A 25,702-nucleotide genomic window follows, 5' to 3' on the forward strand; every position below is an offset into this window, starting at 1 on the left:
TCTTCCATCGGAAGTTAGATGTCGAACAATCCGCCTTGGGCAGGCATGTTGCACTTTGCCGTGCGTCCCGCGATCTTCACCAGAGCGGCGAGGTCGCTGAGTTGACCATCCTCGTCCGCGGCGCTGACGAGCTGGAGGAACACCTGTGCGGTGACATCGACGTCGGCGGCGGCCCTGTGGCGATCCGCTGGGTGCTTGATGGAGAAGTGCGCCAGCAGCGTGTCGAGTTTGTGGTTCGGCAGGCCTGGGATGAGGTGCTTGGCGAACGGGATCGTGTCCAGAAAGTCGAGGTGGGCCAGCGCTGGGCAGTGTGCGCGCTGGTTGTAGATGAGGTTGGCCTCGGTGGCGGCGTGCTGAGCCACCAGCAGGTACTGCTTGCCCGCAGCGAAACGACGATCCAGTGCGCTCAGCACCTCGGCCGGACCAGGAGCCTGCCCGACCTGCTCGGGGGTCAAGCCGGTCTGGGCCGTGACAGCCGGTGTCACGGGGGCGAACGCGGGAGGCCGCATGAGGGAGGCACTCTGGCCGACCGTCGTCCACGCCCCCTTCTCGTAGCGGAGGGCGAGGACGGCGACCTCGATGGGTTGGGCTGGGTGGCCCTTGGGGGTCGTCGCCTCGAAGTCGATCACTACGAATGTCGTCGCCAGGAAGGCGGGGTCTTCCGTCAAACCGCCCATATGTCCACCGTTCTCGCGGATGCCGTGGCGTCGCCGGCCCGTCCCCGCCACGTGAAGAGCATGGCCGGGTGCCAGCCGTCGTGTGCTGTCATTGACCGATGACGCGAGCGACGGCCTGCGTGGCGGCCTCTAGGTTCGGCGCGTTCCAACGGCGCTCGCCCGTCCAAGCCTCACTCAGGGACCGGTAGAGGTCTGACATCACTGGCAGGAACTCGGGTGGGAGTGGAGTCGGATGCGGCCACCGGCTCCTGGGCACGTCGTCGGCGATCAACCTGTTCACCGGTATTTCGAGCCCGTTGTTCACGTACCAGTTCCGCAGGATCTGCTTGCCGCAGTGCATTCCATAAGCCATCAGGCGGCTTTCGTCCGGTGTCCCGGGGCTGTCGGCCAGCACGATGCGCGCATCGCTCGACAGCAGGTATTCGACCTTGCCGTCGGCGTGACTCAGTCCGAGCTTGTGTGCGTGTTCGGTCAGCACCTTGTTGACCTCGACGGTGGTGTCGCGCATGATTCGGAACTGTTCGTCGCTCAGGCCGGCGAGGCGCTGGGCCTCGGGCCCGCCGATGAACCGGTTGACGTCTTCGAGCATCGTCGCGTACTCGATGAGTGGATGCTTCAGCGTCTCGCCAACCGAGGGGATACCGCTGAGCCCGATCTCGGCCGGCGTCAGTGCGCCGGCTGCGAGGCGGCGGTGAACGGAGCTCCCCTGCGGGAGTTCGTTGCGGAAGAGGACCTGTACGGGAATGAGGTAGTTCCCCTCGCCCGGAGTGAGCGGCACGGCGTCTGGGTACGGGACTCGCGCGAGGTCGAACTCGATCCGATTCGGCGGGATCACTCGGCGGAAATGAGTTGCCACACCTGCCGCCTCCAACATCATGAAGTTGAAGGCGGCCATGTGGCAGATCGCCTCGCCCTTCCCGGGGATCTGGTCGGGCATCGGACCGAAGTGGAACACCGTGTAATTGTCCGTGTACTCGAAGCGCCCGACTCCTTTCTTCGTTGTCGTGGGAGGTTCGATGACCTCAAGGTTCTTCGTGGAGTGGAGGACGGGCATCATTGCTCTCCTGGTGCGGCGTCTTCTGTGGGGGCCAGGTGGCCGTTCATGAGCGTGATCACGTGCATGCCGGCGGCGCGCGCGGAGGTGACGCCGTCGGGAGCGTCGTCGACGGCAAGGCAGCGGTCCGGCGGAACGCTAAGGCATCGGGCAGCCGCGAGGTACAGGTCGGGGGCAGGCTTGCCGAGGGTGACGTCTTCTTGCGTGACGACGGCCGCGAACTCCCGCCTCAGGCCCAGAGCGTCGATCCCGGGGTGGACGAGGACTCGGCTGGCGCCCGAAGCGACAGCGCAGGGCAGCGCCATGCGACGTGCGACCTGTAGGAGCGAGACGACGCACCCGATGGGAGCGATGTCGTTCACGGTGGCCAGCAGGTGGGTGCGGCTGTGTCGGATGACCTCGTCGTAAGGCACCTCTCGGCCGCCTGGCAGCGCGGCCAAGAGGTCGTGGATGGACAGGCCGATGTGTCGGGCGTACCAGTCGTGATCCAGGTCGAGGCCGTGTGGCTGCAGCGCCGCTCGCAGCGCGTGCTCGTGGCGGGGCGTCGTGTCGGCGAGGGTTCCGTCGAAGTCGAGGATCAGGGCCGCGATGCCGTCGGGGATCGCGGGCGCGCAGTTCCTCTCCGCAGCCGGGCCCGGGCATGTCACGGGGCGGGTCGTCTCGTTCATGCCGGCCCGGATCCGGCGCGGTGGCCACAGCACATGCAGCGGGCTCTTGGGCCCTGCCACGGCTCGCGCATGCAGCCCAAGCCGGTTCCCGTGTCATGGATCCACGATCGGATCAACTCGGCAGCCTCGTGTTCGTCGACGCTGCGCCGATCGACGACCCGGTAGCGTGTCGGATCAGTGGCGGCGAGCCGCTCGTAGAGGGCACATGCCTCGCGCATGAACGTGGCCTGCTCTGGCGTGAAGACACACTGGTCGCGCCGTTGCGCGCGCACGACAGCTTCGTGAGCGTTGTCGGTAACGAGGATGGTCAGGTCGGGGAGCGGCCGATAGGAGGACGCGAACTCCCGCAGGGCGGCTGCCATCTCAAGGGCAGCGTCCGGGTCGTCGGGATGCAGTTGCAGAGCCTGGCACACCGCCGTGGTGTCGACGCTGCGGCCCTCGATGACAGCATGCCCGCTGGACAGTTCGGCCATGAGGCTGTCCAGGTCGTGTCGCTTGATGGCCAGCAGGAGCAGGGCCTCGGCCATGGGAGTGCCCCCGCGCAGGAACGGGTCCCCTGCGCTGGCCTCGCGTAGAGCACGGAGCAGGGCCTTGCCCAGTCCCGGGCGCTCATTCGTCCGCTGGGAGAACGCCTCGAGCATGAGCGGCTGATTATCGAGGGCTTCTACGGCGCGACTGGTCAGATACGTCTTGCCGACTCCCGTGATGCCCTCGATGGAGATCAGCGGGCCGCGGGTGCAGGAAAGAACTACGGGTGTGATCGTCATGCGGCAAGATCCGTTCGAGAGCGTGGACAGGCCAGCGGGGCCGTCCCCGTCGGACCGGGTTTCGAGGGACTGGTCATGTCGTCCACGCGCTGGCCTCTTGAGCGATGACGGCGGCGTAGCGGTCAAGTGTGGTCTGTGTGTCGCGCTCGGTGAGGAGGATGGCGAGCGTGTGGTCGAGGATCTGGGCGGCGCCGCGGCACGGCCTATTGCGGCCGGTGAACATGGGCCGGGCATCGCAGGGGACGAGCCGGAAACTGCCAGTGGAGTTCGGCACTCCCCGCTGCGCGAGGTGTTCGGCGAACGCCCGTGGGTTCGGCAGGCCAATGTGGAGCAGCGGGGTGAAGCCGTTCCACTCCTCCTGTGTCCCTGGTGCATCAGCGACCAGGCCGGGTGTCTGCTCCAGGGCAAGCAGTAGGTGGCGGGTCTGTGCGCGGCGTAGTTCGATCAGCTTGGTGAGGCGGCGAAGGTTGGCCAGAGCGATCGCGGCGAGGGGGGCGGCGAGGCGGCAGTTGGTTGCCAGACGGCTCAGTGGGGCCTCGCCCCGAGGAGCCGGCTGCCAGTGGCTGCGGAACGCAGTCGCGTGCTCCGCCACGTCGCGACGGGCGGTGAGCAGGAAGCCGCCCTCGCCGCTCCAGAGGATCTTGCCATCTTTCATGCTGAAGCAGCCGACGGTGCCGACCGTGCCGGCTCGCTGCCCGTCGCGTACGGTCCCGGCGGCCTGTGCCGCGTCCTCGATGATGACGAGTTCGTGCTCGGATGCGAACGCTGACAGGGCCGCCGGGTCTCCCATCCGACCCCAGAGGTGCACTGGGATGATCGCCCGGGTCCGCAAGGTGACCTTACGGGCTGCGTCGTCATAGTCCAGGTCCAGAGTGGCCGGGTCACTATCGACGAACACCGGCGTAGCCCCGAGGGCGTTGAGGGGCGCCACGGTCATAACGACGGTCAGGGATGGCACGAGAACTTCGTCGCCGACGCCGATGCCGCAGGCGAAAAGCGCGGCGTGCAGGGCCGCAGTGCCGGAGGCGACCGCGACGGCGTAAGGGATGCCGAACACCTCGGCCAGCTCGCGCTCAAGCAGTCCGGCGACTGAGCCGCCGCTCGGGTCGGGCATCTGTTCGAGCACAACGGCGAGCGGATCTACAAGCAGTTGTCCGCCGCTGTGAACCGAAGGGAGCGTCATCTCGGAGTCCTGGTGTTCAGCAGTTGCGGCATGTCGAGCACGAGCGGCCACATGTTCACGCAGTCTCGGCTGAACAACGAGCAGTTTGTGCATGCGGGCCGGTCGGCGAAGAGCGTGCGCGCGTCCGCACCACGGATGCTGCGTCGCTGTTCGGACGGGGTGGCGGCGATCCGACGGTCGGACGGGCAGTCCCAGACCGAGCCGTCGGGCTGGATGAAGAACAGGCGGGCGCCGCCGAAGCAGTCGGGCACGTTCCCGCTCTCCTGGGTGGAGATCGCGGCGACGAAGCGCCGTGCGTATGAGGGGTCCGGAAGTGCCAGGCTCGTTGGTTCGCCGTAGAGACGGTGGAGCTGTTCGGCCACGGCCGGTACGTCTTCGCGGCGGTGGGTCAGCTCCGTGAAGAGCTTGTGGTCGGGCGTCAGGGAGATCGGCTGGGGGACGTAGTAGTCCACGCCGAACTGGTCGGCCAGGCGGGCCATGTCGGTGATCTCCTGTGGGCGTTCCCGCATCACCACGGTGTAGATGCCCACTCTCGGCCTGTTCTGGTCGCCCCGGGCGTTCAGTAGGGCGCGGATACCGGACAGGACATCGTCGTAGCCGAAGCGGCCCGATCGCGAGGGGCGCAACCGATCGTTGGTCTGCGCGTCCGCGCTGTCCAGGGAGATCGAAACACCGTCAACGCCGAGGGCGATGAGTCGTTGGGTCACCTGCGGGCGGGTGAGCGGGATCCCGTTGGTGGCGATCACGACCTGACAGCCTGCCTCTTTACTGAGTTCGATCACCTCCAGCGTGGGAGGCCAGTCCAGCGGTTCGCCACCGGCGATGACCACCCGCTCAATCGGCGAGCCGACCAGGGTTCGGGCGAACGCTTTGAGCACCTGGAATGGCAGGTCGGTGCGGGACAGGTGGGATAGGACACCAAGCTCGGTGGGTGGGGCCTGTTGGTGCTCCTCGATCGTGCCGAAGTAGCAGTGAGGGCAGGCGAACGCGCAGGGCGAGCGCAAGCCCCAGAGCAGAGTCGCATCACGCGGCACGGTAAGCCTCCCGCTGCTTCAAGAGGTTCTGTACGACCATGCCCATCGCGTCGGCGACGGCCTGGGCGGATCGCCCAGCGGTGTCGATCACGACGTAGCGGGCAGGCTCGGCGGCAGCCAACCACGTGTAGAGGGTGTTGGCCTGCTCGATCACGCGCCGATCCCGTGGCGACAGCATCCGTCCGATCCGGTCGGCGAAGCGCCGCGTGCACACCTCCAGGTCGCCGGTCAGCAGGACGGTGGCGTGGGGCGGGGGCCGCCACCACGACATGGTCGAGAGGACGTGTCGTGCGACGTACGCGGGATTGGTCTCCGGCGCTTGTTCGCAGAGGATGGCGGCCTGGTAGACGGCGACGGTGTCGACGCCGCGGTCCTCGATGACCACCTCGGCCGTCGTCGGGTGGCCGGCGAGGCGTTCGACTTCGCGGATCTTCAGCGCGAGCAGGGCCAGCGTTTCCGCGACTGGGTGTCCGGTGCGCAGGCATACGTCGTCTTCCGCGGCCAGAGCGGAGATCACGCGTCCGGCCAGGGTGTCGCCGGCCTGGTCGGTGAGTTCGTCCAGCAGCAGACACCGCTCGCCGAGATGAGCGGCGAGCGCCCGGGCTGCGGTCGTCTTTCCGACGCCGTTGATGCCCTCGATGGTCACCCACAGCGGCCGGTGAGGGGCGGGTTCACAGCGTGGCGCGGGGACAGCGGCGGCGTTCACGCGGGCCTCCGGCAGACGTACAGCAGCTCGGTCGCCTTCTTTGGCACCGACACCGCCGAGACCGTGTTCAGTAGTGCCCCAGGGACGCGCGCGGCGAGGTCGCGGTACCAGTCTGCCGCGCCCTGCCCGTACCGTTCGGTGAGCTCGTCGGCCACCGCGTCAGGCTTGGGCGGCAGCAGGCCGATCACGTCCTCGACGATCAGGCCGGCGTCGTCGACGACCTGCTCCACCTCCTGTCGCGACCACTCGTAGACGTGGACGCGGTACTGAAGAGGACGCGGCGGCGGGCCGAACGCCTGGGGTGTGGACAGGAACAGCGTCCCGCCGGGTGCGAGCGCCTGGGCCGTGCTGCGCAGGCTGCGCGCGCCGAGTTCGAAGGGCAGGTGCTCCAGCGCCGAGGTGTACAGCGCCACATCGAAGGCGGGAAGCCCCGGCCAGGATTGGGCCACATCGCACTCGAGGAGTTCGACCGGGAAGAGTCCTCCGTAGGTCTCGCTCAGGAAGGTGATCCGTTCTCGGGTTTCGTTGAGGTTGCCGGGGCTGATGTCCAGCCCGACGTACCGTTCGATCTGCGGTGTGTACCGGCACAGCAGCGGCAGCGCCAGTCCACGACCGCAGCACACGTCCAGCACCTTCGCGCCCGGCGTGCACCGCTCGGCGACGATGAGGTGCTGCATCAGGTTCATCAGCCCCGAAGCCTTGGCCTCTCCGCGGTGCAGTGCCGTGTAGAAGTCGTCCATCTGGTTGGTGCTGTAGGGCCCCATCATGGGAGTCCCGGGTCGGGTGCGGAACTGCTCGGGAAGTGGATCAGTGCTCGTGCTCATCGTGGCTCTCCCAGGGGAAGATCACCCATCCGCGGGTGATCGTGCCGATGTAGGTGATCGCAGCCAGAGAACGGCCGGTCCAGTTGTCCTCGTTTACTACGCACACCGCGGTCCGGACTCGGCTGGCTCCTGCGTCGGCGGCCAGTCGCACTGTGGCGGAGAGGGTGTGCCCGGTGCCGGCGACGTCGTCCACGATCAGGACGTCGCGGCCGATGAGGTCGCCCAGCGAGGCCGGGTTGACGGCCATTGGTTGCGCGGTCTTCGCGGCGTTGGGGCTGTCGTCCACGGTGTGGGTGACCTCCACCGCGCGGACGTCCCGCAGCCGGAGCCTGTGGGAGAGCCAGACGGCAGGAACGGCACCACCGCGCAGGACTGCAACGAGGGTTTGAGGGGCTCCGTCCTCCTGGATCGCTTCGGCGATCCGGCTGACCAGCTCTTCCATGCGGGGCCACATCAGGTGGGTGATGCCGGAAGGCGCCAGCGATCCCGGACTGGTCGTCATCACGCCGCCCCTCGTAGCTCGGCGGTGGAGAGGGTGAGGAACTGCTGGGAGAGCAGCGGATCGGTCTTAAATCGGCCTCCGGCCTGCACAGTGGAAGTACGGGCCATCTCCATCCGGACGCCGCGCATGCTCATGCACAGATGCACGCCGTGCACCGTGACGGCCACGTCCTCGCTGCCGATGGCTGTGGTTACCTCGTCGGCGAGCTGGCGGGTGAAGCGTTCCTGCATCTGGAGGCGTCCGGCGTAACGTTGTGCGATCCGGCCGAACTTCGACAGTCCCAGGACGGTGCCGTCGGCGAGGTAGCCGACGTGCGCGTCCAGCTTCATCGGCAGCATGTGGTGTTCGCAGAGGGACCACACGTTCAGCCCTCCGACCACGACCAGTTGGTCACTGGCGTGGGTTTCGGTGAAGCAGGTCGCCATCGCCGAGGGGTCCGGCGACAGGAAGCTGCACCACCAGGCCGCGACGCGGGCCGGCGTGTCGAGCAAGCCCTCGCGATGGGGATCCTCTCCGAGAGCGATGAGCAGTTCGCGGACGAGCCCGGTCACGCGGGGTGTATCTACCGTCGGCTGTGGTGCGGCCCGGCCAGGGTGCGCCGTAGCGGAGGGCCGCACGCCGTTCGTGCTCATGTTCCGTCCTCGCTTTCAGAGGTCGAGCCGGTAGTCATGGAGGGGCGGCTTGTCACAGGCAGCGGGCGTGCGCGAGTGGTGGCACAGCGGTTACCGGCCACGTTCGTCACCCCACAGCAGGACGTGCAGGCGCGGCGACAGCGACCAGCCACGGGCGATGACGGCCTCGGCGAGCGCAAGGGCGCCGCCCAGCACATCGTCGGGGGTCACGCCTTCGGGCATCACCCACACCTGCTTCATGGAGAAGCGCTCAGCGATCTCCGCGATCTCGTCCAGGTCAGCGACATCGCAGGCGACGAACTTGAACACGGCCCGCCCGCTGGCCGCCAGGGTCTCCAGGGCGGCGGCCTTGAGGCGCATGTCGGACGAAAGGCCGGCGTTGGCCAGCTTGGGGGAAACGTTGAAGCGCAGTCCGTCCACCAGCAGAGCCGGATCGGGGGCAACGGTGCCGTTGGTCTCGATCTCCACGCGGCGGCCTGCCTGCAGCAGCGGCTCGGTGAGCGCGGACAGGTGGCGCTGCTGCAGCAAGGGTTCTCCACCGGTGATGACGATCAGCGTCACCGGGTGGTCCAGTGCCCACGTGACCAGGTCGGTGACCAGAACGCGGTCGCTCTGCTGCCGTAGGTCGAAGCGCTTGGTGTCCCACGTGTATGGCGTGTCGCACCAGGTGCATGACAGGTTGCAGCGGGACAGGCGGATGAACAGCGCGGGCTGGCCAATGCTGGGTCCTTCGCCTTGGAGCGTCGGGCCGAAGCGCTCGGCGATCAGGAGCGTCGCAGCGCGGGACGGTGCGGACATCTTTGTCGCGATCAAGTTGTGGCTCTGACTGTGCAGCGTGCCCACGTTTTCGGGGTCTCGCTCACGGTGACCGCGACCAGCCGCCCTGCGATGACCGGCTGCACCTGGTCGAGGAACCACCTGACCAGGTGGACGGCCAGCAGTTCCGAAGTCGGCTCGACGTCGAGCACCTCGTTCAGGTCACGATGGTCGAAGTGTTCAGCGAGGTAGGCGCCGAAAGGTGACAGGTCACCGAAGTCGGTGACGAAGCCCGGGCCGACGAGTTCGTCGGCGGTGAGCTCGACGGTCACCTGGTAACTGTGGCCGTGCAGGCGGCCACACTTGTGCCCGTCATGTAGCCCGTTCAAGCGGTGAGACGCCTCGAAGGTGAAGGTCTTGCCGATGGTCAGGCCGACTCCGCCCGGGCCTCGCAGATCATGGTGCGGCCCAACGTGGGCTGGGGAAGGACGAGGTGTTGTCATCATGCTCTCCGTTTCTGCTGCTGGCCATGTCACGGCGGATGGCGGCGTGAAGCGGCTCGTGCTGCGGGGCGGCTTGTGGTCTTGGGGTGAGGGGGTGCTGTAACGCGATGCGGTGGCGGTCGGGTTCTACCTTCTTTTCGCAGGGTTGGGATTGTGCTGTTGGTGTGCGGCGCAGGAAGGGCCCGCGCATTGCGGGAGGGAATGCAAGCGGGTGAGCCGGCGCAGGGCGGGCAGCAGTGGAGCGGTCCACCACAGCGCGGCGGTGGCGAGGACCATCAGCGGCGGCCCGGCCAGGCCGTAAACGTCGACATACTCCTGTTCCCTGCGCCGGTACGCCCGGTGTCGTGCCCGACAGCTCGGGCACATTTCTCCAGGGTCGCGCTCGGTGAGCAGGGCCTTGGAAACCAGAACTGGGCGGATGCCCAGCAAGGTGAGAGGTCCCCATACCAGGCCGATCCACTGGATGATCGTCATGACGCCACCCGGCGCTTCCGCTTCTCGTGGCGGTAGTGGCGGTGACAGCCCACCAGGTGGTTCCACACGAGGAGGGCTTTGAGGTGCGGGCCTCTGCCGGTCTCCATGCGGTTCCCGTCTCTGCTCCATCGAGTCACCACGCCCTCGCGGCCTTCGTGGAGCAGCGTGTATGCGCCGCAGCATGAGGACTCCTGAACCCACACGGAAACGTCCGGGCTGGGCATGTACGGTTTCCACTTGACCTGCACGTCGATCACTTCCGGGTGGCGCGACGGCCGGACACGGAGACCGGGTGTGGTTCGGCCAACCGTCGCGCCTGCTTACGGGCCCATGGGCGATGGGTCGAGCCGCACTCCGCGGCGTTCTACGGGGTAGCGTCAGAGGATCGTGCTGAGCTTGCGCCAGTCGTCACCGGGCCGCCGGATCTCGGCCAGGCGCTCCGCATCGCGCACTACGTAGCCGTCTCCGTCCCCGATCGCGACGTACGCCAGGCTCGTGCCCTCGACCGGCTCGAACCTGTCCTCGTCAACGTCAATGTCGTGGAGGTGCACTTTGTCCGACGGCTGCTCTCCCCCACCGGACCTTCTCTGGCTGATGAGTGCACCCAGCTTGCGGAAGTCGTCCCCGGCCCTGCGGATCTCTACGGCCGGGCGGTCCTTGTCCCGGACGGCGTAGTCGTCGCCGTCCGGGATCGGCGCGTACTCCAGGCCTGTGCCTTCGAGCTGCGCGAACCTGAACTCTTCCACGTCCATCGCATACAGGTCGGGCTCGACCTGCCTTGCCTTGCTCACCATGGGGGTTCTCCCTCGGACTGGTCTTCGTTATCACCGAGCGCCCGGCCCGGCCTGATCTCCCCGACCCGTCAACGCCACGCGCGACGACGGCCCGCGGAGGCTTCACGTGCGACGATGGGTCGTGTTGCGGATGATCACCGTCTGATGGCTCAACTCCGCCATGAGGGCGACCGGGTTACCTCGTACCAACCGCGGCTGCGCTCCAGCGGCCAGCATCTCCGCCGAGAGCCGCCAAGACGGCGCCGCCCGCCAGATCCAACCGTTTGAGTCGGATTCGTAGGAGATCGTCCACTGCGGGTAGGTGAGGCGGAGTACGGCGAGCTGACGGTCACGCATGCCCAGCGCAAGCCATGCCGCAATCACGGTCGAGGCCATCTCACGAACCACCGGGATACAACACCGAACCGTCCAGCTTGCGCTGGACACGCGTGATCAGCCGCGAGCCCCGATGGTCACTAGATCTCGCGGGGCCGAACCGCACCGGCCCGACGTCCTCCGTCGCAGCGGGCAAGCGGGGGATCATCGTGGCGGAGGTATTCACCATGACGCACAGACCATGGCAATCCAGGCCATGTCGAGAGCGGCTTCGGCCGCCCCGAGCCGTCCACGAGTAGAAGCTTTCTGTATCCGGGTGCACACATCCATAACAACGCTGAGTAACGGAGCGCGAACAGGTGGCGTTGGGGGACACTGGGGGACGCGAGCGCGTCACCATCCCTGATGAGGTGCGACGGCATGACCGACGAGACTGGCCTGCCAGCCTGGGCCGAACGCATCCGACACGAGCGCCGGCAACGCGGCTGGTCTCAGAAGCAAGTGGCTGTCCACCTGTTCAAAGCCGCCGGCGATGAGATCGCTTTGGCGGAGTTCGAGTCGGTCCTGCGGAGGGTTAAACAGCACGAAGCGGGCAACGGTCGTCCTCGTGATCCGTATCCCCTTCTGTACTGCCGCGCTTTCGAGATGTCAGAGGCTAAGCTTTTTGAGCGTCCGGCGTTGCCGGAGGACCTGACCGATGAAAGCGCCGACGACGACGCGAACTCGGTCTCCTCACCCTCCCTCCCCTGGCTCTGGGAAGCAGGACCGACAGCCGATGCCATCTACGACATCACCAAGAGCGACCTCATGCTGAACCGCCGGGAAGCGGTCAAGGCGCTGGCCATCACGGCAGGGCTCCCGCTCGTCGATCCGGTACAGCGCTGGCTCGCGCACCCCTCCCCCGTGCCCTCCCCGTCCGAATACAGCGGACGGATCGGATTGGACGAGGTCACCCAACTGGAGGAGGCGGCGAACGTCTTCCGCACATGGGACGACCAGCACGGCGGCGGGCTCGCCCGTAAGGCCGTAGTCGGACAGCTCAATGAGGTGGCCGACCTGCTGCGCGACAGCCATCCCCACGAGGTGAGCATGCGTCTGTTCCACGTGATGGCGCAGCTTGCGAAGATCGCTGCCACCATGTCGTGGGACTGCGGCATGCAGACCGCGGCGCAGAAGTACTACGTCATGTCGCTCCAGGCGTCCACGCCGGGCCAGGACAAGCCGTTCGGCGCGAGTGTCTTGGCGTCCATGGCGCGGCAGCTGCTGTACCTCGACCAACCGCAGGACGCGCTCGAGCTGATCCGGCTCGCTCTGGACGGAGTCAGGTCCACGGCCACACCCCGGCTCCGCGCGATGCTGCACACCCGAGAGGCGTGGTCGTACGCCAAGATGGGCCGGCCCGAGTCCTTCAAGCGCGCCACGGGCAACGCCGAGGCGGCATTCAGCGAGATCAGTCCCAGCGATCACGATCCGGACTGGATCGGGTACTTCGATGCCGCCGAGCTGACCGGGGTGACCGGCGGCCGATACCTGGAGCTATCCCACCACGACAGCCGATTCGCCGGGGACGCCCTCGATCACATCGGACAAGCGGTGGCGCTCCGGCAACGTTCCAGTATGCGCAGCCTCGCGCTCGATCAGGTCGGGCTCGCCTACGCCCACCTCATCAGCGGCGACCTGGACGAAGCCGTGACCGTGGGCAACGCCGCAGCCGACACCGCCGGGCAAGTCCAGTCCGACAGAGTCAGAGTGCAGCTTCGCGAGTTCTATCTTCAGATCGAGACCCGGAAAGATCCCGTCATGGCTCCCCTTCAGCAGCACATCCGCGAGACGCTGGCGCGTTAGGGACCCGCGCTCAGGAAGGACTTGATGATGCGTATCGGCGTGACCGGCCACATGAACCTGGCCCCGGCGGCGGAGCTCCTCGTCGCCGACACGCTCCGCGCGCACCTTGCCTCGTTCACTGGCGAACTGGTGGGCGTGTCGTGCATCGCTCGTGGCGCGGACAGCCTGTTCGCTGACGCGGTACTCGCGGCCGGTGGATCGCTGGAGGTGGTGCTGCCGTCGCGGGACTACCGGCAGGCCAAGGTGAAGCCGGATCATGCTGAACAGTTCGACCGGCTCATGGCGGCGGCGAAGACCGTCCGCCTTATGGACTTCGACCACGCCAACCGGCAGGCGTACGAGGCTGCGAACGAGGCAGTCCTTTCGTCGGTCGATGAGCTGGTGGCTGTCTGGGACGGGCAGCCCGGTACCGGCTCGGGCGGGACGGCCGAGGTCGTGGCGGAGGCTCGGAAACGCAGCCTTCCCGTGACGATCATCTGGCCCGAGGGTGCTGCGAGAGAATAGTCCGCCGCACCTCGCCAGGACACGACCTGTACGCCGATGGCCTCGGCGAGGGTGCGCCTGCCGATGATTCCATCCATGCTGATCAAGCGGCATGTGAGTACGCGTGGAGGATGCCGCCGACCGCGGAGCTGACAAAGGTCATAGCCCCTCGCGACGTCGTCATCCGAAGGGCACAAGCTATTCCAGGATGTATCTGCTCGGCTCCGTGAGGGGCGGCAGCAGGTCACGGGCGCGTGAGTTCAGGGGATTGAGCCTGCCCGTCTCGGGGTTAAGGCCGTACACGAATGCTTTGGCCTTGTCCGCGAACTCCGCTGCTGGTCCGCTGATCCTGCCATTGGTGATCACGATCAGCCTTTTCGGCAGGTCTTCGCCAGCCGCTGCGGCCAGACCGTTCAGCCGCTGGATCTCGGACGTCGACAGGTCCTTGGTCCGGCCGCTCCAATCGACGTGATAGGTGTCGGAGTGAATCAGGCTGTCCGGTCCGCCTTCGCGGATGTCTCCGAAGCCGAAGGTCGTGAGCTGCTCCAGAACGGCGTCCAGGTGTTCCCTTGCGCCTGCTGGCCGTAGGGCCGACTCGGTGAGGAATAGAGATTCCTCTACGTCGGACCACGTCGCGACGGATGCTCGCGACGGCTTGGACGTCTCCCAGGGAGCGCCGCTCTCGACCCACGCCTTCGGCCCGTCGCAGATTATAGGTCGGCGATCCGGCTCACAGGGACGTCGGCGCGCGGCATGCCCGGCGTCGGGAGTCTCCTGCGCCCTAGAGAACCGCCGAGATCGACGCGCGTCCAAGCTTCACGCTCCGGGTCGTACATGTCGACCAGCCAGCCGACGCTGGCCTTGATGGAGACCCGGACGAAGATGTCGGAGAGCCTGGCCTCGACGTAGGCTCCTTCGCGCCCGTCTGCGATGTGGAGCTTGGGCTCGTAGCGCGGTCCATAGGCGAAGTATCGGTTCCCGGCCGCCACCCGTTGGACGTGTACTCCTCGTTCGGACAGGAGGTCGGCGAGCTCGGTCATGTCCGACCGTTCGCTCTCGTGCCAGCGCCAAGGCGACGCTACCGGCGCTCCGGCAAGGCGGGCAGTAGCGTGGGCGTGAATGGCGTCAACGAGTACCTCGCTGGATGTGTCCAGCGGCCAGATGGAGGGCTCACTCCCCAGCACCGGATCGACGATCAGCCATACCAATGCGTGACCGAGCCTTGACTGGCTCAGCACGACCCCCCGGTCTCCTGGCAGTTTGACCATCAGGTACAGCTGGGATCCGGTGGAGTTGAGGTGGACTCGGTCGCCCAGCTCGAGGTGGCGTTCATGCAGCAACCGCTCCAGTCTCTGGAAGTGCAGGTGCGTGCCGACGGCGGCGACCATGTCACCGGGAGGAAAAGACAAGGAAAGAACACTCCTCTGAAGTGGCCATGCGTCCGCGATGCAATCATCTGCGAAAAGTGTAGAGCGGGCTGACTTTAATCCGCAGGTGCACTACCTATAGGCCTCGTCGCTCGCAGTCTGCAGGCCACCGTGGCCGTTTCTCTCCGGATTGAGGCCGTCTACCGCTGGTCGAAGGAGGGGGAGTATGCAGCGGATACGGATGCTTTTTCCGGTAATCATGGTCGAACCTTTGCTTTGCATGTTGTCCGAATCCGGGTCTGATCGCCGGTATTTATCAAGGTGACAGGGATCAGGTGGCCCAGGTGATCGGGCTGCACCCACATGACTTCACCGCAGGACAACGCGACACCACCAACCACATCGTCCGCCGTACCAGGCACACAGCAGTTCGTGCAGATGAGCACGACCGCTGGTGCCCATCTGCCGACCCAAGCGACCCATCGGCCCGGCAGCGAATGCCCGGTCATTCCAAGGCCGGCGCCCGGGAAACGGCTGCTCATCTCACTCTCACATATTGGTGCGCTCGCGCAGCGAGAGTCGTCCTTGCGCTGTAGGGACCTCGAAGCGAAAGCGCTGCGTGGGCGGCGAAGGCGTACAGAGAGCGCCGCCTCCCCTGTCCCGGCGTTGACCGTCGGATTCGGCCTTGACCAACGCCATCCAGGTGGGCGTCGATACCCCCTGTCCGGCACGGCCATCGATGCGGCGGGGTGACGACCACGGGCGTGCTCGCCCGATCACGCCACCGCATCGACCGCGCCAGGACGGGCACACGGCGACCCCGGCACTCCACACCGCACAGACGGCGGCACGGACGACAGAGCCGCCGTACGCCCGTAGCCCGCGAACACCGGGGCCACCGCTGAGCGAGATAGCGCGTGATGCATATCCGGCACGGGACTTCTCAAACGAGGTCCCTTCACCAGCCACCTCCGGAGCTTGGCGCAGCACCCCTGCGCCAAGTGCCACCCCGCGCCGCCCCTGCTCAACGCCGCACCAGCCCACCCATACAACAGCACCAAGAGAAGAGGACAGGCACCACGATGGCTGAGGGAAGCACCTTCAAACGCTGCTCCTGCCGCGACGACGACGGCAAGGCACTCGGGCAGCGATGCCCCAAGCTGCGCCGCGCCGACGGCGGATGGAGCTACCGGCACGGCTCCTGGAACTACCAGATCGAACTCCCGACAGGCACCGATGGTAAGCGGCGCGGGCCGCTGCGCCGCGGCGGCTTCGCCACCCAGGAGGCCGCCAAGGACGAACTCAGCCGCGTGCGTGACCTGCTCGCGCTGGCCGACCCGCGCGAGCCTGCCACCCGTGTCCAGATCGCCGACCTGATCAAGCGGACACTGGCCGAGACCGACAGCCTTCCGGATGTGGAGACGGTCCGCCGTAAGGTCAAGACCGGGCAGCAGCTGACCCAGGAGGTCACTGTCGGGCAGTGGCTGGCGGAGTTCCTCAACCGCAAGCGGAAGATTGAGGAGACCACCCGTCGCTCTTATGAGGGCCACATCCGTCTCTACCTCACCCCGTACCTGGGGCGGCTGCGGCTGGATCAGCTCAAGGTCAGCGACATCGCGTTGATGTTCGAGCAGATCGAGGAGTTCAACGACACCATCGCCGAACGCCGAGCCGACCCCGACCCAGCGGTGCGCGAGAGCGTCAAGTACCGGCGGCCGATCAGCATCGCCACCATGCACCGCATCCGCGCCACTCTCCGCCACGCGCTCAACGTGGCCATGCGCCAGGACAGGCTTATCGACTTCAACCCCGCCGCTGTCCTGGAGATGGCCGCTTGCGCCCGGCCCAAGCCGCTGGTGTGGACCGAGGACCGGGTCCGCGCCTGGCAGGCTGACTACCGCAGCTACCGGGAGAGGGAGAAGCAGCGCCGGGGCGGGCGGCGAGTCGATCCGATCGACGCCTACACCAGCGTGCCGCGACCGTCCTCGGTGATGGTGTGGACGCCCGAGCACACCCGTCTGTTCCTCGAAGAAGCCCAGCGTCACCGCCTGTTCGCGCTGTACCAGCTGATCGCGCTGCGCGGCCTGCGCCGGGGCGAAGCGTGCGGGCTGCGCTGGAACGAGGTCGACCTCAACAGCAACACCCTGACCGTGAACTGGCAACTCGTACAGCTGGCCTGGGAAGTTCACGAGGGCACCCCGAAGACCGACGCCTCCGTGCGGACGATCGCCCTGGACACCGACACCGCGAAGGTGCTGCGCGCTCACCGGCAGCAGCAACTCCAGGAACGGCTGGCCATGGGCGAGGCGTGGACCGACACCGAGTTCGTGTTCACCCAGCCCGACGGCAGCCGCCTGCACCCGCAGCACGTCTCCGACCAGTTCCTCTGGCTCGCCTACCTCGCCGGCCTGCCGCCCATCCGGCTCCACGACCTCCGCCACGGCGCGGCGTCACTGATGCTGGCCGCCGGGGTGGAAATGAAGGTGGTCCAGGAAACGCTGGGCCACACCTCCAGCGCGTTCACCGCCGACACCTACACCTCCGTCTACCCGCAGGTCGCCACGGCCGCGGCCGAGAAGACCGCGGCCTTGCTGTTCGGCACAGACGACCAGGCCCAGCCCGGACAAGTCATCTCATTGAGGAGCTGACAGTCGGATTAAGCATCCGGCCCCGCATTCGCCGCCTGCTCGCGGCGAGGCAGGGCCGCTGCTTTCCCGGCAAGGCCAGCGACAGCGAATGGATCATGGAATGTGCAGGGTTGGTGCAACCGAGCACGTACGGAGCACGCAACTGCTAGACGAAAATTCTAGAACGAGTCCGATCCCGCATAATCGCAGGTCAGAACATGATCAAAGCGCGCCCTGCAGGATTCGAACCTGCGACCGTCGGATTAGAAGTCCGATGCTCTATCCAGCTGAGCTAAGGGCGCTCCCGCCTTATTGTGCATGATCCGGCGACATGTCACGCACACGTTTTCCCCGTGTCAGTCTGTCAACCCGATCACACCCCACATGAACAGCGTTCCCAGCACGGTAGCCGTCAACGTCCATCCGGTGGCCCGTCTGGGCGTATGGGCCTCAGGGAGGATATCGGACGTGGCGAGGTAGAGGAGGAATCCGGCGAAAAGGCCGAGGTATGCGCCGAGGATCGTGTCGGGGATGGGGAGGAGGAGGGTGAGGGTGGCGCCGGCTATGGGGGCGAGGGCGTCGAGGGTGAGGAGGGTGAGGGCGCGGCGGCGGGCGTTGCCGTAGAGGGAGGTCACTGTGTACGTGTTGAAGCCGTCCGTGAAGTCGTGAGCGATGACGCCTATCGCCACGGCCACGGCCAGGGAGGTGCCCGTTTGGTATGCGGCGCCGATGGCGGCGCCGTCCAGGAAGCTGTGGATGACGAGGGCGGAACCGGCTGTGAGGCCGACGCCCGCCCGGGCGTGTCGGTGGGTGGCGTAGTCGGTTTCGTGGGTGTCGTGCATGCCCATCGAGCGCTCCACGATGTGGATGCCGAGGAACGCCAGTGCGAACGTGAGCATGGGCAGGGGGACGCCGTGCAGGTGGAGGGGTTCGAGGGCGAGGGCCTCCGGGAGGAGGTCGAAGGCCACTACGCCGAGCATGACGCCGGCCGCGAAGCCCAGGACGAGGTGGCGGCGGGCGCCGATGCGGTCGGCGACGAGGCCGCCGAGCAGCGTCATGACGAACGCGGCCAGCGACAGCAGGATCGGCATGAAGTTGCAGGCTAGCGGGCCGGGGCGGCGATCTCCTGAGTTGGAAAAGGCCAGGCGGGGGTGGGGCAAATAGGTCTAAGCTGTCTGGGCATGGTCGCGACGCTCCTGCATGAGATTCCGCTGCAGGGCGGGGACGTGACAGACGGGGTGGTGCGCGTCGGTGACACCGTGCGCAGACCGGCCAGTATGTCCACACCTGCCGTGCATGCCCTGCTGAGACACCTTGAGGCCGTCGGGTTCGACGGGGCGCCGAGGGTGGTGGGGGTGGATGAGTTCGGGCGCGAGATTCTTACCTTTCTTCCTGGTACGACTGGGCTGCGGCTGGAGAGCGTGACCGATGAGGCGTTGGTCCGGCTTGCTGGGTTGTTGCGGCGTTTTCATGATGCGACTGCCGGGTTTCCGTTGACGGAGGTGGGGTGGGAAGGGGGGTCGAATGATGACCGGGCGCCGGAAGTGATCGGGCATTGTGATTTGACGCCGGAGAATGTGGTTTTTCGGCGTATGGGGGGAGGCGGGGTGCCGTCTTCTGGTGGCCGGGCGTCGTCTCCAGGTGGCGGGCCGGCCTCTGGTGGTGGGCTGGCCTCTGGTGGCCGGGGGTTCGTCGGTGGTGGGGCGTTCGCCGGTGGTGGCGGGTTCTCCGGTGGCGAGTTGGAGCCGTACGCGCTGATCGACTTTGATTTGGCCCGGCCGACCACCCGGCTCTTCGACATCGTGACCACCCTGCGCCACTGGGCGCCCATCTCCGACCCCGTCGACCGCGCACCTCTCCTGCGCACGGTGGACGTCGGCGCACGGCTGCGGTTGTTCTGTGACGCGTACGGCGTGCCGCCCCGCGACCGTCGAAGGCTCCTCGAGCTGGCCAGGCTGCGGTTCCACCGCTCGTACACGGTGATGCGCACCCGCGCCTCCGCGGGCGGGAACTGGGCCAAGATGTGGGCGGGGGGCGCTGGGGAGCGCATCCGGCGGGCCGCGGCGTGGCTGGATGTGCACGAAGATGAGCTTCATGCCCACTTGGTATGACCCTTTGGGGCTCGCGCTCGGCGTGGCCCTCGACAAGCTCGTCGCCGATCCGCAGAGTCCCGCTCATCCCGTCGCGGTGTTCGGGCGTGGCGCGGCGCGGCTGGAGCAGGCTCTGTACGCGGATGACCGGCGGCGGGGCGTGCTGCACGTCGCCGTGTGCGTCGGTGGCGCGGCCACGCTCGGCGTACTGGCCGTGAAGGCGACCGGGCGCAGCAGAATCCTCCGTACGGCGCTCACGGCCGTGACCACCTGGGCCGTGCTCGGTGGCACCACACTGGCAAGGGAGGGTGCGTACATGGCCGACGCGCTGGAGAACGATGATCTGAAACGCGCCAGGGACCGGCTCCCCCACCTGTGCGGGCGGGATCCGAGAGGGCTGGAGGCGCCCGAGTTGGCGCGGGCCACGGTCGAGTCGCTGGCCGAGAACACCTCCGACGCCGTCGTCGCTCCTCTGTTCTGGGGGGCGGTGGCCGGGGTGCCGGGGATGCTGGCTTATCGGGCGATCAACACCCTGGACGCCATGGTCGGGCACCGTTCTCCCCGGTATGAGAAGTTCGGGTGGGCTGCTGCACGGCTCGACGACGTGGCGAACTACGTGCCCGCGCGGGTGACCGGGGTGCTGACCGTGCTGACCGCGCCTGATCCCGGGGGTGCGCGGGCCATGTTGCGCAGGGACGGGCGGCGGCATCCCAGCCCTAATGCGGGGCAGTGTGAGGCGGCGTTCGCCGGTGGGCTCGGGGTGACGCTCGGAGGCAAGAACGTGTACGGGGGGAAGGTCGAGGAGCGGCCGACGATGGGGGATGGGCCTCGGCCGGGGGTTCATGACATTTCGCGGGCGGTGCGGCTGACGCGGGCGGTGAGTGCGGCCGCTGCTGGGGTGGCGGTGGTGGTCGCGGCCGGCATGGCGAAGGCGGCCAGGGTACGAGCGGCCAAGGCGTAGGTGGTTAAGGCAGGAGTGGTCGAGGCGCGAGCAGCCGAGGCGTAGGTGGTCAAGGCGCGTGGGGCGTAGCGCCCGGCGGGCGGACCTCAGGGCGGAGGCGCGTGGCAGGTGGGCCTCAAGGTGATGGTGGAGGCGCGTGGCAGGAGAAGCTCGTGGCGACGGTAGCCGGCGAGGCTCGAGGTGATGGCGGAGGTGGGTGGCCTAGGTCGGTGCGGGTGGGAGGTGCCGGTGGAGGTGCGGGTGGCGGAGGTTGTGAGGGATGACGGGCAGGTGATGCGCTGCGCGCCGCGTACGAACGGGGCGCGCAGCGCGGCGTCACCTACATGATCCGGTTGAGGTTGAGTACCAGCCAAGCCACGAAGATCGCGACCAGCGTGACCCCGACCATCGACTTGGTGGCGTTGTGCGCGGTCGCCCTCCGCGCCATCACCTGCCTGGCACTCTGCTTGTACACCTGACGCATGATGATCATTGCCTGGAACCGGCGTCCCAGGGCGAACACCGCGAGCGCGATCAGGATGAATAAGATAACGCGGCCATCTGCAGAATCCACGGGAATCCCCCCTGTGGTCCTCTGGAGTGCTTACCGCCCCCGAAACTGTGAGAACACACGATACTCGGCCGACAGCGATTTGTGACTACATTTATGCGTCCAGGTCAACGACGATCGGCGCGTGGTCGGACGGTCCCTTCCCCTTGCGCGCCTCCCGGTCCACGTACGCCGCCCGGACCCGCCCGGCCAGGTCCTCGCTCGCGTACACGAGGTCGATGCGCATGCCCTTGTTCTGGTGGAACATCCCGGCCCGGTAGTCCCAGTACGTGTACGGGTGCGGCCCCTTCATCGGGGTCGGCACCACGTCGCGCAGCCCGAGGTCGCGTAGCTCGGCCAGCGCCTGGCGTTCGGCGGGCGTGACGTGGGTGGCGCCGACGAACAGGGCCGGGTCCCAGACGTCGGCGTCGGTGGGAGCGACGTTGTAGTCGCCGCACGCCACCACCGGCCCCGCGGCGATCTCTGGGGCGAGGGCGTCGCGCAGCGCGGCGAACCAGTCGAGCTTGTAGACGTAGTGGGGCGAGTCGAGGGTGCGGCCGTTGGGCGCGTACAGGGACCAGACGCGCATTCCGGCGCACGTCGCGCCGATGGCGCGGGCCTCGGGGCGGGCGGCGCCGACTCCGTCCAGCTCGGCGAAGCCTGGCTCGCCCGGGAAGCTGAGCGTCACGTCGGACAGCCCGACCCTGGACAGCAGCGCGACGCCGTTCCAGCGGCCGTCGCCGTGGGCCGCGGCCTCGTAGCCGAGCTCGGCCACCTCAGCCGTCGGGAAGGCCGCCGCCGGGCATTTGGTCTCCTGTAGGCACACGATGTCAGGAGCGGTGTCGGCCAGCCATTCGAGCAGGCGGGGCAGGCGTGCCTTGACCGAGTTCACGTTCCAGGTTGCCAGACGCATCTCTCTAGCCTGCCATCACGGGCCGCCGCAGGCCCGCACGGGCGGGCCGGGCGTCCGGAAGTTCGCGACTCGGCCGCGTAGGAAGGTCCTGCTGACGGTACGGCGGCGCGGCGGCGAAGGCTGCGGAGGCGGCGGGGGCAGGGGAGGCCGCGGGCGAAGGCAGAGGAGGCGGCGGGGGCGGGGGCGGCGGAGGCTGGGGCGAGGCGGAGGAGGCGAACGCGAAAGGCGAGGGCGGAAGGCGAGGGCGGAGGCGGGGCAAATCCGAAGGCGCGGCTGGGGCGGAGGTTGGGCGTCCATCGGCCGCCGTCCCGTCCCCGCCCAGCCCGCGCCCTGCCCCGCCCCTGCTTCCGCTTCCGCCTCGCCTCCGACCGGTCGCCCCTCGTCGCCGTCCCACCGCACTGCCGCCGTGCCCTCGCCCCTCCACCGCGCCGCCGCGCACCACAGCCGCCGCCTCGCCTCCGCCCCGTCCGCCGGCTCCTCCTCCGGTCGGTGGGCGGCCTGGGGGCGAGTCGTCACACGGCCTTCATCAGGGCGACTGACACCTCCCCCAGCACCCCACCCACCCCGCGGTCCAGGGCCTGCTTGGCGTGCCGCGCCGCGTCCAAGGCGTTCCCCGCCGCACTGGGCGAGTCCTCCACGACCATCCGCACCTCCAGCTCCAACGGCGACCCCCCGAAGCCTTCGCCGTTCAACCGGATGTAGGCGACCTTCCGGTCGTCCATGAACGGCACGTACTGGGCGCCGACGTGGACGGCGGTCCCCGCGCCGGCCGTCTTGGTGGCCTGTTTGCTGCGCATCCGGCCGCCGTCCGACAGGTTGACGAAGTCCATGTTCCCTCCGCCGAGAAGCTGGTGGCCCTCGGTGAGGTGGACGCCGCTGGCGGTGAGGGCGTCGACGAGGGCGCGGTGCACGAGGGTGGCGCCGAAGGAGCTCTTCAGGTCGTCGCCGATCAGGGGCAGCCCTGCGGCGGTGAAGCGGGCGGACCATTCGGGTGAGCGGGCGAGCACGGCGGGCATGCAGTTGACGAACGCGCATCCGGCCTCGATGGCCGCCTGGGCGTACAGCTCGGCGGCTTGTTGTGCGCCTGTGGGCAGGAAGTTGAGTACGACGTGGCTGCCCGTCTCCCGCAGGCGGGCGGCGACCTGGGCGGGGGTGGCGCCGCCGAGGGGGTCGACGTGGGCGGCCGAGCCCGGGCCGATGCCGTCGGCCAGGATGCCCTCGGTGACGGGGACGCCGAGGTGGGGTACGTCGGCGAAGCGGCGGGAGTTGTTCGGCGTGGTCCAGATGGCCTCCGAGAGGTCCTGGCCGAGCTTGGCGCGGCCGACGTCGAAGGCGGCGGTGAAGCGGATCTGGGAGATCGCGTAGCCGGCGCAGACGGGATTCTGCAGGCCGGGGGCGTCGTCGCGGTAGTGCTCGACGCCTTGGACCAGCGAGGACGCGCAGTTGCCCACACCCACCAAGGCAATGTTGACGGTGTTCATCGCCCGGCGCGCCTCATTTTGAACAGTGTTCACCGGCGCGTCCGCTCCACCCCGACCGTGATCTCGTTGCCGAGCCGCCGTTCCAGCAGCAGCTCCAGATCATCACCGCTCCAGAACCTGCCCGGGTCGTACCAGTTCGGACGCTTCCCCGCCGGCAGCAACCCCATCTCCTCATAGGTGACGGCGACGACCTCAGCGCAGTAGGCGCTCTCCAGGCTCTGCTCCGCCGTGCGCTTCCTGCGCGGCACCCGCCCCTTCATCCAGCGGGCGGCCAGCCGGGCGGTGGAGGGGAACGGGGTGCCGTCGAGCCTGGCCACGGTGCGCAGGGCGGCGTCCTCCATCTCGGGGGTGGCCTCGGGGTCGAGCTGGCGCAGCCAGGCCCGCTGGTCGTAGCGGTCGGCCCAGACGGTGACGGCGGCGCGCAGGTCGTGCAGTTGGACGCCGCGCTGGTGGACGCCCGACCACAGGTCGAGCAGGGATTTGCCGAGTTCGGCGTGCCACATCATCGGCGGCAGGTCCTCGATCACGATGGCCATGCCCACGTGGTTGACGGGGCTGTTGGTCATCGTCTGGATGGCGCGGTCGGGCACCGATCGCCCGCGGAAGATCCACAGGTCGCCGGTTCTGGTCACCTTTACGGCCTCGTCGAGAGTCAGCACAGGGTTAGCCTAGGCAACATGCGCTGGTGGAAGATGCTGGGACTGGCCGGAATCATGGGTGTGGCGGCCACGGGGGTGGTGATCGCGCGCGCCGAGCGGCGTCGCCGCGCCTACACTCCGGAGGAGATCAGGACGCGACTTCGGGAAAGGGTCAGCGATCAGCCGGAGGGCCGCAGGTCGTAGACGAAGACCACGTCCGGGTAGGCGGGGTTGTCGTCGTACCCCTGGATGCCGCCCAGGTAGGCCCGCCGCGACTTGACCACCCAGGGCAGCGCGCCGGCCGCGCGCTGGTCCAGCACGCGGGTCGTGGCCTGCTCGTAGGCCCGCTGCGCCGCGGGCTTGTCGGTGACGGTCAGTTCCGGCACGGTGCCGAGCAGCGCGTCGAGGGTGCGGTCGTTGAGGTAGGTGAGGTTGAACTCGGGCGGGTTCGCGCTGTGGAAGACCTGGCCGAAGTAGGAGTAGCCGTCGGCGTAGTCGGGCCACCAGTACATGACGAAGATGTCCTGGCCGCGTTTCTTGCCCAGCTCCCATTGGGCGTTCCAGTGCATGGCCCTGACCTCCAGGGTCACGTTCAGCTCGCGCAGTGTGGCGCGTAGCCGCCGGGCGAGCACCTGCTCGTCGGCCTCGCCCTCGGCGTGGGTCAGGCGCAGCCGCAGCGGCCGGCCGCCGGGGCCGTAGCCGGCCTGCTGGAGCAGCCGGGTGGCGCCGGCGAGGTCCTGCTTGGGCACGCGGCCGGGCACGTGGCCGAGCAGCCCTTCCGGGACGACGCCGCTGGCGGGCATCACGGAGCCCTTGAGCGCCTTGATCAGGCCGCGGTAGTCGATGGCCTTCTGCACGGCCTTGCGGATGCGGATGTCCTTCATCGGCCCGGTGGCCGTGTTGAACAGCATCATCGCGGACGTGAACGAGGGCCGGTCGGAGGTGCGCAGCCCGGGGGCCGCGCTGGCGCGGGCGAACAGCCGCGGGTCGAGCCGGTCGACGAAGCTGGCCTCGCCGTTCTGCAGCATCCGGTACGCCCGCTCGGTGTCGGGCACCGCCTTGTACTTGATCGTGTTGTAGTGCGGCCGTCCCCAGCCGCCCCAGTACCCGTCGAAGGCCGAGAGGGTGAGCTCGTCCTCCTTGCCCTTGTTCCACTTCACCACCGTGTACGGCCCCGAGCCCGCGTCCCTGCCCTCCTGGAAGAACCTGGTCAGGTCGGGGGAGGCCTTGGTGTCGTAGATGTAGGCGGCGTACCCGGCGGAGGCGACCAGGTCCAGCGGCACGGGGTACTTCAGCGCGAACGTCACCGTGAGCGGCCCCTCGACCCTGATGGAGGAGACGGCGTCCCAGATGTAGGAGGCGCCGGTCTTGGCCTTCATCGTGCGTTCGATGGACGCCTTGACCGCCTCGGCGTCCAGGGTCCTGCCGGTGTGGAAGGTGACGCCGGAGCGCAGGGTGAAGGTCCAGGTGCGGCCGTCGGCGGAGGAGCGCCAGGAGGTGGCCAGGCGGGGGGCGGACTTCTTGGTGACGGGGTTCCAGAGCGTGAGGGTCTCGTAGACGTTCTGGAAGGCGATGATCTCGTTGGAGTAGGAGCGGCTGGGGTCCCACTCGGTGACGATGTCGGTGTTCTTGACGTAGACGAAGGGCGACTCCCCCGCCGGCGCCCGCTGCGGCTCCGGGGGCGTCGAGCACGCCGTCAGGAGGAGCAGCGCGGCGGCCGCTACGAGTCGACGGCGCAACGCATCTCCCTCTGTGGCCGATGTGATTCCCGGGAAACCTACTCCAAGATCCAGCCGAGGCGTGACACGTGTCCAAAAGTCCCGAAAAATTGGGCATTCCGGTGATCGAATTGCTATTCTCGGGGCTTGTCCCGTCCGGG

General features: G+C 67.9%; 29 protein-coding genes and 1 tRNA gene. 6 read left to right on the top strand and 24 right to left on the bottom strand.

The features are described from left to right. Positions 1–14: 14 nt before the first annotated feature. From ABD331_RS43450 to ABD331_RS43520, 15 genes are all read right to left on the bottom strand, one after another. Positions 15–728, bottom strand: coding sequence for a 3'-5' exonuclease (locus tag ABD331_RS43450; RefSeq protein WP_344488657.1), 714 nt, complete (start codon positions 726–728; stop codon positions 15–17). 37 nt (positions 729–765) lie between these two features. Beyond that, positions 766–1,734: a phosphoribosylaminoimidazolesuccinocarboxamide synthase gene (locus ABD331_RS43455; RefSeq protein ID WP_344488660.1), complete on the bottom strand. Its 969-nt coding sequence runs from the start codon at positions 1,732–1,734 to the stop codon at positions 766–768. Beyond that, the gene (locus ABD331_RS43460; RefSeq protein ID WP_344488664.1) at positions 1,731–2,399 is read right to left on the bottom strand and encodes an HAD family hydrolase; all 669 of its coding nucleotides are present in this window, start codon (positions 2,397–2,399) and stop codon (positions 1,731–1,733) included. The genes ABD331_RS43455 and ABD331_RS43460 overlap by 4 nt, the downstream gene beginning before the upstream one ends. Further along, a complete protein-coding gene (locus ABD331_RS43465) occupies positions 2,396–3,166 on the bottom strand; it encodes a dTMP kinase (protein WP_344488667.1) in 771 nt (256 codons plus the stop codon). The genes ABD331_RS43460 and ABD331_RS43465 overlap by 4 nt, the downstream gene beginning before the upstream one ends. A gap of 73 nt (positions 3,167–3,239) precedes the next feature. Continuing rightward, positions 3,240–4,349, bottom strand: a complete 1,110-nt coding sequence (locus ABD331_RS43470; protein ID WP_344488670.1) for a DegT/DnrJ/EryC1/StrS family aminotransferase — start codon at positions 4,347–4,349, stop codon at positions 3,240–3,242. Further along, entirely contained in the window at positions 4,346–5,383 is a 1,038-nt protein-coding gene (locus ABD331_RS43475) for a radical SAM protein (protein ID WP_344488673.1), read from the bottom strand. The genes ABD331_RS43470 and ABD331_RS43475 overlap by 4 nt, the downstream gene beginning before the upstream one ends. Further along, entirely contained in the window at positions 5,373–6,029 is a 657-nt protein-coding gene (locus ABD331_RS43480; RefSeq protein WP_344488676.1) for a dTMP kinase, read from the bottom strand. Before ABD331_RS43480 ends, ABD331_RS43475 begins: the two co-directional genes overlap by 11 nt. A 56-nt stretch (positions 6,030–6,085) precedes the next feature. Then, a complete protein-coding gene (locus ABD331_RS43485) occupies positions 6,086–6,829 on the bottom strand; it encodes a class I SAM-dependent methyltransferase (protein WP_344488679.1) in 744 nt (247 codons plus the stop codon). A 67-nt stretch (positions 6,830–6,896) separates the two neighbouring features. Further along, positions 6,897–7,415, bottom strand: coding sequence for a phosphoribosyltransferase (locus ABD331_RS43490; RefSeq protein ID WP_344488681.1), 519 nt, complete (start codon positions 7,413–7,415; stop codon positions 6,897–6,899). Continuing rightward, positions 7,415–8,047: a GTP cyclohydrolase I gene (folE, locus tag ABD331_RS43495; protein ID WP_344488684.1), complete on the bottom strand. Its 633-nt coding sequence runs from the start codon at positions 8,045–8,047 to the stop codon at positions 7,415–7,417. Before folE ends, ABD331_RS43490 begins: the two co-directional genes overlap by 1 nt. A gap of 90 nt (positions 8,048–8,137) precedes the next feature. After that, positions 8,138–8,890 carry a 7-carboxy-7-deazaguanine synthase QueE gene (locus tag ABD331_RS43500; protein WP_344488687.1) on the bottom strand — a complete coding sequence of 251 codons (753 nt, stop codon included), beginning with the start codon at positions 8,888–8,890 and terminating at the stop codon, positions 8,138–8,140. Further along, a complete protein-coding gene (locus ABD331_RS43505) occupies positions 8,857–9,309 on the bottom strand; it encodes a 6-pyruvoyl trahydropterin synthase family protein (RefSeq protein WP_344488690.1) in 453 nt (150 codons plus the stop codon). The genes ABD331_RS43500 and ABD331_RS43505 overlap by 34 nt, the downstream gene beginning before the upstream one ends. A 123-nt stretch (positions 9,310–9,432) precedes the next feature. Beyond that, the gene (locus tag ABD331_RS43510; RefSeq protein WP_344488693.1) at positions 9,433–9,780 is read right to left on the bottom strand and encodes a hypothetical protein; all 348 of its coding nucleotides are present in this window, start codon (positions 9,778–9,780) and stop codon (positions 9,433–9,435) included. Between the two features lie 377 nt (positions 9,781–10,157). Continuing rightward, positions 10,158–10,574, bottom strand: coding sequence for a hypothetical protein (locus ABD331_RS43515; RefSeq protein ID WP_344488696.1), 417 nt, complete (start codon positions 10,572–10,574; stop codon positions 10,158–10,160). 102 nt (positions 10,575–10,676) lie between these two features. Beyond that, a complete protein-coding gene (locus ABD331_RS43520; RefSeq protein WP_344488699.1) occupies positions 10,677–10,949 on the bottom strand; it encodes a hypothetical protein in 273 nt (90 codons plus the stop codon). Positions 10,950–11,309: 360 nt separating this feature from the next. Between ABD331_RS43520 and ABD331_RS43525 the strand changes: the two genes are divergently transcribed. Both ABD331_RS43525 and ABD331_RS43530 read left to right on the top strand, forming a co-directional pair. Beyond that, on the top strand, positions 11,310–12,734 hold the full coding sequence (locus tag ABD331_RS43525; protein WP_344488701.1) for an NsdA family TPR-like regulatory protein: 1,425 nt from the start codon (positions 11,310–11,312) through the stop codon (positions 12,732–12,734). A gap of 24 nt (positions 12,735–12,758) precedes the next feature. Beyond that, the gene (locus ABD331_RS43530; RefSeq protein WP_344488703.1) at positions 12,759–13,238 is read left to right on the top strand and encodes a hypothetical protein; all 480 of its coding nucleotides are present in this window, start codon (positions 12,759–12,761) and stop codon (positions 13,236–13,238) included. A 177-nt stretch (positions 13,239–13,415) separates the two neighbouring features. Here ABD331_RS43530 and ABD331_RS43535 read toward each other — a convergent pair whose 3' ends face one another. After that, positions 13,416–14,030: a hypothetical protein gene (locus tag ABD331_RS43535; protein WP_344488705.1), complete on the bottom strand. Its 615-nt coding sequence runs from the start codon at positions 14,028–14,030 to the stop codon at positions 13,416–13,418. Then, positions 13,928–14,605 (bottom strand): phospholipase D-like domain-containing protein, encoded by a 678-nt coding sequence (locus ABD331_RS43540; RefSeq protein WP_344488708.1) that lies wholly within the window; start codon positions 14,603–14,605, stop codon positions 13,928–13,930. Before ABD331_RS43540 ends, ABD331_RS43535 begins: the two co-directional genes overlap by 103 nt. A gap of 1,061 nt (positions 14,606–15,666) precedes the next feature. On the opposite strand from ABD331_RS43540, the gene ABD331_RS43545 reads away from it, so the two are divergent. Further along, positions 15,667–17,232 carry a tyrosine-type recombinase/integrase gene (locus ABD331_RS43545; protein WP_344488711.1) on the top strand — a complete coding sequence of 522 codons (1,566 nt, stop codon included), beginning with the start codon at positions 15,667–15,669 and terminating at the stop codon, positions 17,230–17,232. Positions 17,233–17,439: 207 nt separating this feature from the next. Here ABD331_RS43545 and ABD331_RS43550 read toward each other — a convergent pair. Continuing rightward, a tRNA-Arg gene (locus tag ABD331_RS43550) sits at positions 17,440–17,513 on the bottom strand. 54 nt (positions 17,514–17,567) lie between these two features. Continuing rightward, positions 17,568–18,302, bottom strand: a complete 735-nt coding sequence (locus ABD331_RS43555) for a ZIP family metal transporter (RefSeq protein ID WP_344488714.1) — start codon at positions 18,300–18,302, stop codon at positions 17,568–17,570. A gap of 90 nt (positions 18,303–18,392) precedes the next feature. On the opposite strand from ABD331_RS43555, the gene ABD331_RS43560 reads away from it, so the two are divergent. Both ABD331_RS43560 and ABD331_RS43565 read left to right on the top strand, forming a co-directional pair. Next, the gene (locus tag ABD331_RS43560; protein ID WP_344488717.1) at positions 18,393–19,322 is read left to right on the top strand and encodes a phosphotransferase; all 930 of its coding nucleotides are present in this window, start codon (positions 18,393–18,395) and stop codon (positions 19,320–19,322) included. After that, entirely contained in the window at positions 19,306–20,262 is a 957-nt protein-coding gene (locus ABD331_RS43565) for a cobalamin biosynthesis protein (protein ID WP_344488720.1), read from the top strand. The genes ABD331_RS43560 and ABD331_RS43565 overlap by 17 nt, the downstream gene beginning before the upstream one ends. Positions 20,263–20,581: 319 nt before the next feature. On the opposite strand, the gene ABD331_RS43570 is transcribed toward ABD331_RS43565, so the two are convergent. The 4 genes from ABD331_RS43570 to ABD331_RS43585 all read right to left on the bottom strand — a co-directional run bounded on the left by ABD331_RS43570 (position 20,582) and on the right by ABD331_RS43585 (position 23,841). Then, a complete protein-coding gene (locus tag ABD331_RS43570) occupies positions 20,582–20,815 on the bottom strand; it encodes a hypothetical protein (RefSeq protein WP_344488723.1) in 234 nt (77 codons plus the stop codon). A gap of 91 nt (positions 20,816–20,906) precedes the next feature. Beyond that, the gene (locus tag ABD331_RS43575; RefSeq protein ID WP_344488726.1) at positions 20,907–21,704 is read right to left on the bottom strand and encodes an exodeoxyribonuclease III; all 798 of its coding nucleotides are present in this window, start codon (positions 21,702–21,704) and stop codon (positions 20,907–20,909) included. Between the two features lie 512 nt (positions 21,705–22,216). Beyond that, positions 22,217–23,185: an inositol-3-phosphate synthase gene (locus tag ABD331_RS43580; RefSeq protein ID WP_344488729.1), complete on the bottom strand. Its 969-nt coding sequence runs from the start codon at positions 23,183–23,185 to the stop codon at positions 22,217–22,219. Positions 23,186–23,214: 29 nt separating this feature from the next. Continuing rightward, a complete protein-coding gene (locus tag ABD331_RS43585; RefSeq protein ID WP_344489008.1) occupies positions 23,215–23,841 on the bottom strand; it encodes a hypothetical protein in 627 nt (208 codons plus the stop codon). A 21-nt stretch (positions 23,842–23,862) separates the two neighbouring features. On the opposite strand from ABD331_RS43585, the gene ABD331_RS43590 reads away from it, so the two are divergent. Continuing rightward, entirely contained in the window at positions 23,863–24,027 is a 165-nt protein-coding gene (locus ABD331_RS43590; RefSeq protein WP_344488732.1) for a hypothetical protein, read from the top strand. On the opposite strand, the gene ABD331_RS43595 is transcribed toward ABD331_RS43590, so the two are convergent. Then, on the bottom strand, positions 24,003–25,562 hold the full coding sequence (locus ABD331_RS43595) for an ABC transporter substrate-binding protein (protein ID WP_344488735.1): 1,560 nt from the start codon (positions 25,560–25,562) through the stop codon (positions 24,003–24,005). The two genes, ABD331_RS43590 and ABD331_RS43595, sit on opposite strands and share 25 nt — an antisense overlap. Positions 25,563–25,702: the final 140 nt, after the last annotated feature.

Source organism: Nonomuraea monospora (assembly GCF_039531895.1).
Classification (GTDB): Bacteria; Actinomycetota; Actinomycetes; order Streptosporangiales; family Streptosporangiaceae; genus Nonomuraea; species Nonomuraea monospora.